Annotated in this window: 10 protein-coding genes and 1 pseudogene; 9 read left to right on the forward strand and 2 right to left on the reverse strand. The window is 40.8% G+C overall.

From position 1 onward, the window contains the following. The 9 genes and pseudogenes from ENN47_01765 to ENN47_01805 form a co-directional block, all read left to right on the forward strand. The coding region (locus ENN47_01765; protein ID HDP76914.1) for a gfo/Idh/MocA family oxidoreductase at positions 1-196 on the forward strand (196 nt) is incomplete at its 5' end. A gap of 70 nt (positions 197-266) precedes the next feature. Then, on the forward strand, positions 267-1,274 hold the full coding sequence (locus ENN47_01770) for a glycosyltransferase family 2 protein (GenBank protein HDP76915.1): 1,008 nt from the start codon (positions 267-269) through the stop codon (positions 1,272-1,274). Beyond that, entirely contained in the window at positions 1,271-2,392 is a 1,122-nt protein-coding gene (locus tag ENN47_01775; GenBank protein ID HDP76916.1) for a glycosyltransferase, read from the forward strand. The genes ENN47_01770 and ENN47_01775 overlap by 4 nt, the downstream gene beginning before the upstream one ends. Further along, positions 2,393-3,259, forward strand: a complete 867-nt coding sequence (locus tag ENN47_01780; GenBank protein ID HDP76917.1) for a ChbG/HpnK family deacetylase — start codon at positions 2,393-2,395, stop codon at positions 3,257-3,259. A gap of 2 nt (positions 3,260-3,261) precedes the next feature. Then, positions 3,262-4,344 (forward strand): hypothetical protein, encoded by a 1,083-nt coding sequence (locus ENN47_01785; GenBank protein HDP76918.1) that lies wholly within the window; start codon positions 3,262-3,264, stop codon positions 4,342-4,344. 299 nt (positions 4,345-4,643) lie between these two features. Continuing rightward, complete coding sequence (locus ENN47_01790; protein ID HDP76919.1) at positions 4,644-5,714, forward strand: phenylacetate--CoA ligase family protein; 1,071 nt, start codon at positions 4,644-4,646, stop codon at positions 5,712-5,714. Beyond that, a complete protein-coding gene (locus ENN47_01795; protein HDP76920.1) occupies positions 5,711-6,808 on the forward strand; it encodes a glycosyl transferase family 1 in 1,098 nt (365 codons plus the stop codon). Before ENN47_01790 ends, ENN47_01795 begins: the two co-directional genes overlap by 4 nt. 59 nt (positions 6,809-6,867) lie before the next feature. Further along, positions 6,868-8,026, forward strand: a pseudogene (locus ENN47_01800) (ATP-grasp domain-containing protein). A 788-nt stretch (positions 8,027-8,814) separates the two neighbouring features. Next, complete coding sequence (locus ENN47_01805) at positions 8,815-9,339, forward strand: glycosyltransferase (protein HDP76921.1); 525 nt, start codon at positions 8,815-8,817, stop codon at positions 9,337-9,339. 99 nt (positions 9,340-9,438) lie between these two features. On the opposite strand, the gene ENN47_01810 is transcribed toward ENN47_01805, so the two are convergent. Together ENN47_01810 and ENN47_01815 are read right to left on the reverse strand one after the other, a co-directional pair. Then, entirely contained in the window at positions 9,439-10,488 is a 1,050-nt protein-coding gene (locus ENN47_01810) for a hypothetical protein (protein ID HDP76922.1), read from the reverse strand. A gap of 687 nt (positions 10,489-11,175) precedes the next feature. Then, positions 11,176-12,312: a hypothetical protein gene (locus tag ENN47_01815; protein ID HDP76923.1), complete on the reverse strand. Its 1,137-nt coding sequence runs from the start codon at positions 12,310-12,312 to the stop codon at positions 11,176-11,178. Positions 12,313-12,365: the final 53 nt, after the last annotated feature.

Genomic DNA, 12,365 nt, shown 5'->3' on the forward strand with positions numbered 1-12,365 from the left:
ACACCCTTTCATGAATCTTCCAGACCCGGAAACGGTTTATGGCTCTGGTCATATAACAGCCTTTGAAGACTTCGCCAGGGCAATCATCGAAGATCGAGAACCTTTTGTCAACGGAGAAGAAGGGAAAAAATCCGTGGAAATCATTCTCGGAATATATAAGTCTGCTAGAGAAGGAGCGCCGGTTAGATTCGGATAATATCTATTACATCTATGGACAGAATCTTTCAGATAGAATGCATCGGGAAATGCTTTTTTGAAGAAGAGATGTGGTGAGGAGTTTGAAGCTTCCAACAGTGTCTGTTATTGTGCCCGCGAGAAACGAAGAAAAGTTCATCGAGAGATGCGTTGAGTCACTTCTAGATTGCGACTACCCCGGAGAACTCATAGAGGTAATCGTGGTTGATGGAATGAGTGAAGATGGGACAAGAGATATCGTCAACGAAATCTCAATACGAGACAACAGACTACTGTTAATTGACAACGAAAAGAAGATAACTCCCGTTGCGATGAACTTAGGAGTGAAAGCTTCAAAAGGGGAATACATATTCTTGAGCGGCGCACACAGCGAAATGCCCTCAGACTACATCTCGAAATGTGTCAAACATGCTATAGAAACTGGCGCAGATAATGTGGGTGGAGTAATGAAAACAGTACCCAGAGTCAAATCGTCCGTTGGGATGGCGATTTCGAAGGTTCTTTCCAGCCCACTTGGGGTGGGAGGAGCCAAATTCAGGACGGGCGTTAGCAAACCCACAGAAGTAGATACTGTTCCCTTCGGTTGCTACAAACGAGAGGTTTTCGACAGAATCGGCTATTTCAATGAGCAGCTTGTTAGGAATCAAGATATTGAATTCAACCTCAGGTTAAAACGCGCCGGAGGTAGAATAATTCTTTTCCCTGACATTGAGCTTACCTATTATTCTCGATCGACTTTCAAAGAGCTTTGGAAGAACAACTTTGGAAATGGTTTCTGGATCATCGCAGGTTCTAAATATGCAGATCTTCCGTTTTCAATAAGGCACTTAGTACCCTTAATTTTCGTATTGACACTCTTGATTGGGATCGTTTTCTGCGTATTTTTGACTATTGTATGCAAGCTTCTCTTAATAATACTGGGTGTCTATTTCTTACTTACGTTGTTTGAGTCGTTTACTAAGCGAGAAAGCTTCAGTGTTTCAGTTCTAATGATCCTAGCCTTTCCTATACTTCATATATCTTACGGAATCGGGTCCTTGTGTGCGATTATCTTTTCTTTGAGGGCAGTGAAATCATGAAAGTCTGCCATATTACTACAGTTCACCCTGCACTAGACGCAAGAATCTTCTACAACGAGTGTCAGAGTTTGAGTGCAAATGGCTATGATGTAGCACTAATCGCACCAGGTGAAAGGGATTTTGAGAAAAGCGGGGTGAGAGTCCTTTCAATAAAAAGATCGAGGAGAGGGCTTATCTCTCGAATCGTGATGCCTTGGAGAGCCTTTTGCAGGGCTTTAAGAGAAAAAGCAGCGATATATCATTTCCATGATCCAGACTTCATTTTTGCTGCACTTTTTATGAAGTTGCTGCGAAAGAAAGTGGTTTACGATGTCCATGAACATTATGTAGAGGTAATTCCAGCCAGAAAAGGAAGAAAGCCCGGTCGACCATACAAAGCGATCCTGAAGTTTGTTCTTGAGACAGTTCCTTCGAAGGCTTTCGATATGTTAGTTTTTCCGACTGAATCTCTCTCAGAGGAGTATGGAGGGGCAAAGAGAAAGATCGTAATCAAGAATCTCTTCCGTCTAGATAGTCTGGAAGAAGACGAATGCGAGATCAATGTTGGCAAGAAATATGATGTCATTCACCTGGGCACTGTTTCACAACAGAGAATGAAGTTCATGTTGGACGTCATTTTTCATCTTTCACAGCTGAGAAAGGATTTTTCGTGGGTTTTTGTCGGTTTGTCTGCCGAAACAATTAAATGGGTTGAGTCGAGCAGCGAGTATGAATCAATTCTGGGACATCTTGTATTGATGGAGAAAGTGGAACATATGAAGGCTTTGGAACTAGTCAAGTTATCTTCAGTAGGTTTTAATTATCATCCTTTTGAAAAGAGATTCCAAGTTTCAATCCCAATGAAAGTCTTTGAATACATGGCTTACGGTCTAGCGGTTGTAAGTACATCGCTTCCGGAACTGTCATTGCTGCTAACTGACCAAAAGGATTCTATCTTAGTCGAAAGTCAAAACGCTGAAGACTATGCAATCGCCATAAACAATGTCCTTGATGACTCTGATCAAATGGGTAGAATTTCCGTAATAGCTCGACAAACGATTCTTGAGCGACTAAACTGGGAGATGAGTGAAGAACCAAAGTTACTTCATTCATACAGTAGGATTCTCGGAGGGAATTAGGTGAAACGGTTGATTGTCAATGCCGATGGGTTTGGTTTTACATTTGGAATAAACAAAGGGATCTTCGAGAGTTTAACAAACGGAATAGTAACAAGCACTAGTTGCGTTGTCAATTTCCCTGCTATTGAAGAGGTCGGTAGACTTGCAAGGGAGTTTAGGCCTATAAGCATTGGAATCCATTTCAATCTCTCGGTCGGTTCGCCGGTTTGCAAACCCAAAGAAATTCCCTCTTTAGTTGATGAAAAGGGCCAATTCCACGGTATCCGCTTTTCTTCACTTCTAATGAAAGGAAAGATTGCTGAAGAAGACATGCTTAAGGAACTAAGAGCACAAGCGAGAATTCTCAAAAGCTATGGTGTGGAAATCTCCCACTGGGATGGTCATCAGAACAAGCATCTTTATCCACCTTTCTTTAGGAGTGGGATGAGCGTTGCAAAGGAGTTTGGTATTAAAGCAATTCGAACTCACAGACGCTATTTATTTTCGTCGGAGAGCAAGAATCGCACAGGGGCTCTGGTGAAATACTATATATCTCATCCAAAGCAGATCGCGACACATATTTACGCGAGAAGGAACACTAAAATGGCAGAGAAAAGCGGATTCAAAGCCGCTGATAGGTTGATTACGCCTGCTTATCTTGACAGAAGCAAGAAGAGCAATCTTGAAACCTGGATCTCTATAATGGCAAGATTGCCCGAGGGAACAAACGAGATTTACTGTCATCCGGGTTATCCTGACGATACGCTAAGAAAGTACGCAATTTACGTTGATGAAAGACTAGAAGAAATTGCTATCATGAAATCTACCAAAGTCAAGGAAGCTGCCTTAGAAAACGGCGTGACACTTATTTCCTTCTGGGAGCTTTAGTTTTGAAGTCCAAGTCAACAATCGGGTTTTGCGGAGATGTTATGCTAGCGCGAGATTTCCTGAAGGTTCAAAAGATAAGAGTACTTGATTCAGTATTGTCAGAGGATCTCCTGAGAAGGTTCTCAAACATTGATTATCTGATTGCAAATTTGGAGACACCTATTTGCAGTGGAAATATGAAGGCTGGTGACTTCTTTATGCCTCCTGACTACGCTGAATTACTTACTCATTTTGAATGCATGTCTCTTGCAAATAATCACATTTTCGATTGCGGTGAAACAGGTGTAGTGGAAACAATAGCTACACTGAATAAGCTGAATGTTGGATTCACGGGGATTTACTCTAACTCGAACGATCTTTGGTACCCAAGAATAATTGCTTCCACTGCAGGAAATATTTCATTAATCGGTTGCATAGAAGATTCTCTGTATCCTGAATTTGCAGTATCATCTTTCTCAATACTTAAGCTTTCTGATCTTCTAAATTCTTCGCTTCTTAGCGAACTTGACGAGCGTGAAAATATCGTCGCGAACGTTGTCCTGCTGCATGCAGGTAAGGAGTTTACTCCATTTCCGTCAAGGAAGCTAGTTGAATCTGCTAGAAAGCTTGTGGTCAAGGGAGCGGATCTAGTAATTATTAGTCATAGTCATTTTGTAAGCGGCTTTGAGCGTACTGCAGAAGGTGGGATGATTCTTTATGGGCTTGGCGATTTTATATTTGACGTTCCGGTATCAGGAAGAAAGGCCTCAGTTGTTCCTATCTTTGAAATCTCTAAGAATGGTTTATCGTTTTCGGAAATTCTATTCACAAAGAGGACGTCTGATTTGACAGTGAACTTGGTTGAAGATAAGAAAGAGATCAGAAAACTGCATCGAAAGATCGAGAAATACAGTAAGTTACTTTCAAATAACCCCGAGGCTCTTAGGATTAGAGTAGTCAGTAAGTTGCATGTTTGGAATTATCAACTTTCAAGAATAATGTGGATGATTAGAAGTGAAGGATTCAAAACAACCGTAAGATTCTTGTTAGATGTTCTGAAAAGGGGTGTTAGAAAAACCTTTGTGCATTTGCGAGGGAGAGAATAATGAGTATTGTAAACATTTACTCAAGACTTCCAGTAGCATTAAGAGAGCTGTTAGCCAATATCTATGCAAGGAGATTGCATAGAAGGCGATTTGGCGGGGAATTTGGAAAGCTCCTCGAGTTTCTTGAAGATAGCCAGTATTGGAACCAAGAAAGACTAATGATCTTCCAAATAGAAAGGTTGCGAGAAGTCATCACAGACTCCTACGAAAATGTTCCGCACTTCAGAAAGCTGTTTCGAGATATTGATCTTCGACCCTCAGATGTTACTTCTCTAGAAATCCTGAAAGAGATCCCAGTTATGACCAAAGATATGATAAGAAGTGATCCACGATCATTTGCTAGCGATAACATTAAAAGAATCAAAACGATAAAAGACTTCTCAAGCGGAACAACCGGGGCAAAACTGGAATTCTTTCTGCCTCTAAGCCTTTATAGGTTGAATTTCGCTGCGCTCTGGCGATTTTATGGTTGGGCTGGAGTTCATCTGGGTGAAAAAAGGGTGACTCTGGGGGCTAGGGTAATTGGTGAGAGACTTCCTTATTGGATATACAACAAGAGCGAGAACCAGCTCTTGATGTCGATTCATCATCTGAATAGTAATACCATTTCCTCCTACATTGAAAAGCTGATGGAATTCGAGCCCGTCTTCATCCAAGGGCACCCAACGGGAATCGAAATACTGGCAGATGAGATGTTGAGAAGAAGAGAAAAGTTGAAGGTAAAAGCTGTCTTCACAACAGCTGAGACTCTTATTGATACAGCCAGGGACAAGATCGAAAATGCTTTCGGGTGCAAAGTTTTCGAGTCGTATGGTGTTAGCGAATGTGTAGTTGCAGCGTTTGAATGTGAAAAGCACAATGGGTTACATGAGGCTACTGAGTACGGGATTACTGAGCTAGAGAGTAGTGGGGAAGAGGGTTTTTACTCTGTTATTGGCACTTCGCTTTGGAACAATGCAATGCCGTTTATAAGATACAAAATTGAAGACCTCGTTGTTCCTTGCGAGAAAGCCATTTGTAGCTGTGGCAGGACCCTACCTTTAGTAATCAAAAAGGTAATCGGAAGGATAGATGACATTGTATATGATGCACAAGGTAATCCTGTGTTGCCGGTAACAATTCGTATGCATTTGAAACCTCTTTTGAAACCGTTTCAGAACTACCAGCTAATTCAAACTGACAAGGGAGAATATGAGTTTAAACTGACAATCACAGAGGAGAAACCAACAGGGGCTTTTATCAAGATGTTGTCCAAACTACTGGGGGACAACGCAGCTATAAAGATAAGTGAGGTCACCAAAATTGAAGCCACAGGCGGTAAGATAAGAAATGTCGTAAACAGATGCAGTAGAACGGAGAGAAGAATATGAAAGTATTGGTGATAGGTTATGGACACACCAAGAATGATAAAAGGGTTGCAAGAACAGTAGATGTATTTCGAGAGTGCGGATTCGTTCACTATCAGTACTGGGAAGATGTAGAAGGAAGAGACAAGGATGAACAATGGACCAACGTCAGGTATTACCCGTTAAACAGGGATTTTATGAAGGGTCCTGGAAGATATGTGAAGAGACTGCACTTTGATCGAGAAATCCTTAGGCTAGTTCGCGAAAAGGATTACGATTTGGCATACTTTCATTTTTCGCCTGCTTCAATGCCACTAAAGATATTCTGCGAAGTCAAGAAAAGAGGGAAGAAGTTAATCTATGATCTTCATGAGATCATGCCAGAACAGCGACTTCCTGAGAGAGCTTCACTTTTCAAACCAATCATGTGGAAAATCCTTAGGAAACAGTTTGCTCTTTGTGACGGACTCGTCTTTGCGTCAGAAGATGCATCCGATTACATGTTTCAAAGAACTAAGCAGTTCACGAAACGATTCATTCTTCCAAATTACGCAAACGATTTTGGTAGTGTGGCCTTCAAGAAGCATAGGAAAGATGAGATCATAGTTGTGGGGGGTACTCAGAGAGACGTCTCTATCTCTGAAGAGCTTGTAAAAAGGCTTAAGGACGAGTTCAGGATAATTTCTATTGGCATGAAATGGTCAGCTGCTGATGAGAACATTCCATTCTTGAAGTATGAGCAGATGATGAAAAGGATATCAAGAGCTCTGTTTACTTTGATCGCTTTTCATAGCAGATCAGACCTATACTATAAGAACGACATTTATTCGCTTCCTCATAAATTTTACGATTCGCTTGCAGCAGGCACACCTCTTATAGTTGCGAAGAGATTTGCTTCAATGAGAAGAATAGTTGAAAGAACAGGGACAGGACTGGTTCTAGATCTTATTCAAGAACCCGAAAAAGACTTTGCAGAGATAAGTAATGCTCTGAACTCCTATGAAGAATTCCTTATCAATCTGGAGCGTTATCACGATGATTTCGTATGGGACAAGAGCAAAAAGGACAATTTCATCCGGTTTGCAGAAGAAACCTGCGGGGTATCAGAGGGTTCTTGACATTGAAGACATGATTAATTTGAAAAGGTACATACTCCTTGTTTGAACTGAGGTAGCAAATGATCAATAGGATAAGACGTTTCATTGGATGGAGAATCATTGGGGTTCCTGAGATCAGAATACATACCACGGATAACGTAGATATTGAAGAAGCGAAGAAGCCGCTGTTTGAATGGCCAGAAGATTTTCCAAAGCCTTTTGTCGGGCTGACCCAGGACACTAACGAGAATCCTCACTGGACGAAATCCAGAAGATTCTTGAAGAACAACAGATTTTGATTTTGAGATATTCGACTATCATCGTTCTGACTGGCTTGAAAAGGCAAAGAGCTATGACTTGATAATCTTGTCACCCAACAGCGGTCCCGCTGAATTAGATGAGATAAAGAGAAAGATCTATATTCTTGAGAAAAAACTGGGCAAGAAGTGCTTTCCAGACTATGAAACGCTTCTTCTCTGTGATGACAAGGTGATGTCTACATACTTATTGAGAATGAATGGTCTTCCCGTTGCAGATACCTTTATTTCTAACGATTACTATGAAATTGACCAAATGAAGAAAAAACTTACCTATCCGCTAGTTTCAAAACGCTTCCACGGAGCAAGTTCTAGGGAGGTAGATCTAATTATTAACTCCAGACAGCTTTCCAGATTTTCTCGCAAGGTATTCTCTTTCTATGGAAAGAAATGCAGCAATGCATACTATCGTCAGAAGAACTATGTCTACTTCCAACGTTTCATTAAGGGAAATGGAATGGATATTAGAGTAAACGTAGCCGGGAATGTCATAACAGGATACTTCAGGCAGCCGAAGCGCAACGACTTTAGGGCTTCCGGGAGCGGTATAGTTATTAAAGAAGACTTACCAGTCGAAGCTATTGAAATTGCTCTGAAAACGTATTCTGCGATTGGAAAAGCAATGCTAGGAGTCGACATGATGAGAGATGAAGAAGGCAATTACTGGATCATTGAGATCTCTCCGTTTATTGGAGTAATAAGCCCTATTCAGCTAAAAATCAACAATGTAGCAGGCTCATATTTTCTCACAGAAGATGGTGTGCTTGATTTTAGAGCAGAGAATTATTGGCCTCAGGAATTGGCCCTGAAAGTTTTCTTTGAGCAGACTTATCTATCCTCTGTAAAAGAGTGGAAGGCTAAACACATCGATATTGCGCTGAGCAGAGGAAATTTGACAAAGCGGATTCATGATTCTTGGTAATTCTAACGGATGCTGTATAAGGAAACACTTTAATCGGAGAATGGATATTGTTCCTCAATGAATGAGAGGTGCTTTGGAGATGACTGAGCATGAGAAGCACTTAATCTTGTTCACTAACCACTATCCGTTTTCGCCCGGCGAAGAATTCGTGCATGCGGAAGTGGAAATACTGCAGAAATTCTTTCATATAGTAATTGTCCCCTTGTCTAGCGAAGGAAGTTTGATATCTGTTCCCTCGAACACAGAAGTTGATTTCTCACTTATACAACCTTAGCAAGACTTTCAAAGAAGCGACTCTCTAGAGGCTTGCTGGGGTTATCAAATCTAAGGTTAAAGGGAGAAAGACTATGCTCCTTTTTTTCAAGCAAGGTTTTCGAGGTGATCAATTACTGCGCAATTGCAGGCGTCATTCATAAATGGATTCGAAATCTAATTGTTGATAGGAGCAGAACTATCTTGTACTCTTATTGGTTGAATGCTCTAGCATTTGGAATATCGTTGACAAAAAATGAATTCCCAGAATTCACAGCTGTTTCCAGAGCGCACAGAGTTGATCTTTATCAGTATTGCAGCGAAAGATATCTTCCTTATAGAAGATATATTTTGATCGAAATGGAAAAGATATTCTGCATATCTGAAGACGGCAAGAAATACTTAAGTCAAGAATTTCCAACCTTCAAAGACAAGATCATGGTTTCGAGATTGGGAACAAGAGACCATGATCTTTCCGAGACACCCGATGGTTGTTTAAAAATTATCTCCTGTTCTTCGGTTAGTAAGTCAAGCGCATCCATATTATAGTCTCTGGTCTCGAGAAGTTTGCCCGTTTAAATCCCTCAAAGAAGATCTGCTGGACTCATATTGGTTCTGGCCCGTTAATTACTCAATTATTAGATGAAGCGAGGATTCTGGATGGCAGAAGCAATATTCATTACAAACTTCTAGGGCGCTTAGATCATGAACAGGTTTTCTCCTATTTCGAGAATAACCCAGTTGATGTTTTGATCAACACCAGTTCATCCGAAGGTCTCCCGGTATCCATAATGGAGGCCATGAGTTTTGGAATCCCAATAATTGCAACAGACGTAGGAGGGACTTCGGAGCTGGTTACTGATAAGACTGGGGTCCTGATTCCAGGCGATTGTTCTGCTGAAGATGTCTCTGAGGCCCTGAATAGCATTTCAAAGAAGTCAAGGAGCACTGACTTCAGAATCGAGGTCAGAAATGCTTGGAAAAGTAAAGTAAATGCTCAAGAAAACTTCACGAATTTTGCGGAGCAGCTTAACTCGATCTCTGAGCATAAAACTGATTAGAAATAAGACATTCTAGATTATGCATCACTTAGTATATTGCACACAGAGGCAGTCCTCTCTAAACCATCGGCAATACTGAGTGTTCTGTCTAGCGCCTCATTAGAAATGGATGCAGAGAAAGCCCGATTTTTTGGTCAATTCTTCGATCTTCTCTTTCAGGGATTCAGAATCAGTGTAAGAAAGCGTTCCTGGAGGTGTGTTGCCTTCATAGTATCGTTTCGGAATGATCAAAGGGATTCCAGCCGAAAGGGCATCTCCGGGATTGCCAGATATCTTGAACTTACCATAAGGAGGTATTTCTGAAACAGGTGCGATAATGAAGTCTGTTTTGCTTATCCAATGTTCGAATTCCTCTTCTGAAACGCGCCTATCAAAAGTGGTAATGGAACTTCTTATAGAAGAGTTGCTTACAAGCTCCCGCACTTTCTCATCGGCGAACTCCCCGAGAAAGACTAACTGGAATTTACTGGCATCAATCTGTTCAAAAGACTTAAGAACAGAAATGTAATCTCTTCTGTGCAGATCAACTCTTCCTGTGACTGTAAAAATTAGCTTTTCGTCTCTGCGTTCAATTTCATTAATCCTTTTTCTGCGTAATTTCACAACCTCAAAGTCAACGGGCTTTGCAGAGAACTCAAGTCTTCTTTTCGAGTTGTTCGGCGTTATCACTTGCTCGCCAAACACATAATACCCAGATACAGATGATGCAATGGTTCTGAGATTTGTTATTCTGTAAAGAAGCACTATTTCTGCCATAACAGCAGAAAGAAACCGAGGAAGGTGTTTCTTCCCAAATCTCTTCTCCAGAGGCAAACTGTAGTACCTTCCTAGATCTTTCTCAAGTTCAGCTGCAAAACCAGACATAAACAAGAACGAATTGTGTATCCCGATAAAAACCTTGAGACCACTTGCATTCAACGGTTTCACAAGCTTCCTAAGAAGTAGATGACAAAAGTCACATTCCGGTGTGTTCATTAGCACAAGATCGTTTCGCTCTGAAAGACTGGAAATTGCTGTTAGAACATCATAAAGAAGCCTTCTAAAATTGCCTGCATTTTTCAACGGTCTATTGGTTGTTGGTTCTTCAGTCCCGATATCATGCCATGCAATATCTTTTGGGAAAAAAGAGCTATTCATTACATTTGTCATCACATGATCTGAAGAAATCACATGAACTTCAAGATCTTCACAAAGCCTAAGAGATTGAATGACTGAAAGTAAACACATCTCATGACCAAACAACTCAATAACATAACAAATGCTCTTCTCATCTGAAATCACACTCTTTGCCAACGAAAAGGTCTAAGAAACTTCGGGACACTGCTAACATCAAACTATTCAGATTAATATCAATTATCACTGAACGGTTGAATTTTGTGAGAATTGCCCTGACCAGTACTTATTTATCTCATCAAGGTATTAGGCACCTTCTGAGCTGTGAAGCTATTGACACTTCAAGTATCTCATAGTAGATCCATAATTGGTGAGATTGACTTCGATAACACACTAAGTCGGGGAAAGCAATTTGAGAAATACGAATGAGGTTTTTAGATGGTGCACTCTGAGATTGAAAGACTGTTTCAAAAGAACCTGCCGGGGAAATATTCAGCGATGTTCTCTCCTGATCATAAAAGGGTAAGTTCTGACGAAGAAACAGACAGCTTCAAATCTCTAATATATTGGCGTCCGAGCCCTCAACTAAGCATTCATGTTGGAACTGGATGAAAGTCGGAATTGCATTAAACAAGGATTTTGCTCTTCACTATCGGAAAGGTCGACGATCTTACCCTTTATTAAGTTGAATCAAGTTTTGAATTCTTATAGAAGACAACGTAGTCAAAGCTGACTATCCAAGAACTTCTCATACAAATCAACCCAAGGCTGAATGTTTTTCTCCCAACTTGAAAGTTCCCAGATGATGCTAGGGTTTTCCAGGCACCGTTTTCTTAGCGAATCAAGATTATTCGCAACATGTACAAGTGCTTCTCCAATATCATCGACTGATGAGATCTTATGCATGAATACACCTCTTTCATCAAGAGTTTTGTAAGGCAACCAATCGCCAGTAATCACAACATTTTCGGCGAAGAGATGCTCCTGCATAGAACCGGAGAACTGATCGGAGACCTGTACATTGATGAATACATCAGATGCCTTTCGGATCATAGCGATTTCTCTATCCTGCATGAACTCAGAAAAGACCTTGTATCTAAGACCTGAATCTTCCAGCCAGCTCTTCAATGAGCTCCTGTAATTCTGTGGGCCGCCATATGTTAAGGGGAGTAAAAGATAGAGATTCCCTGGTAGCCTGCTACCATAATCATTTATGCTCTTGAGAATACGCAGGTGTTGCTGGCCGGGATTAGCATTATATCCAATGGTAACCAGGAATGAGTCGTCTGGAATACCTAGAGATCTTCTACATTTTTCCTTTGTGAGGCGCAAGTTCTTAAGTTCGGAAAGAGGTGCTAGACCGAATCGAAACACTTTGAGTTTCTCTGAATATCTCTTGTGAAAGTATCGGTCAAACTCCTCTAGAGTATTTCTGTTTGTGAAGGTAATTGCACTAGAAATCCTGTAGAGCATTTCCTGTCGTTGTCGAGAAAAACGTGAGACCCTGTAGAAATCACTTCCCCAAATTGATGAAACAACATTTCTACACTTCTTTTGCAACACGTCTCGCAAATACCAATACTGCGGATTAACAACGTGAATCTGACATATGTCGTAGTTATCGGACTTGGAGATGAACTGCCTGATCCTCTCTAATCTGCGAAATCCTCTTACCTTTGGTATTTTTGACACAATACTTCTAGAATCTTCAAAGGTATGCTGCGTTACAGCACTGAATTCCAGTGAAACAGCTGTAGGAGTAATCACTTCAAAAGAAGCATTAGACAATGAACTGCTCATTTGAGCCAAAAACTGCTTCGTGTAGGTCGACTCAGTATTTGCTAACATTAGTATTTTCATAATATCTGTATTGTATCGTATTTAACACTGTATCGTTTCACCTGTATTAAGTA

Origin of the sequence: Mesotoga infera (assembly GCA_011045915.1) — a bacterium.
GTDB lineage: Bacteria > Thermotogota > Thermotogae > Petrotogales > Kosmotogaceae > Mesotoga > Mesotoga infera_D.

Bases quoted from the DNA above. Each gene is read 5' to 3' on its own strand.
- ENN47_01790 (HDP76919.1), top strand. From the start codon at position 4,644: ATGACCAAAGATATGATAAGAAGTGATCCACGATCATTTGCTAGCGAT.
- ENN47_01795 (HDP76920.1), top strand. From the start codon at position 5,711: ATGAAAGTATTGGTGATAGGTTATGGACACACCAAGAATGATAAAAGG.
- ENN47_01810 (HDP76922.1), bottom strand. From the start codon at position 10,488: ATGACAAATGTAATGAATAGCTCTTTTTTCCCAAAAGATATTGCATGG.
- ENN47_01815 (HDP76923.1), bottom strand. From the start codon at position 12,312: ATGAAAATACTAATGTTAGCAAATACTGAGTCGACCTACACGAAGCAG.
- ENN47_01775 (HDP76916.1), top strand. From the start codon at position 1,271: ATGAAAGTCTGCCATATTACTACAGTTCACCCTGCACTAGACGCAAGA.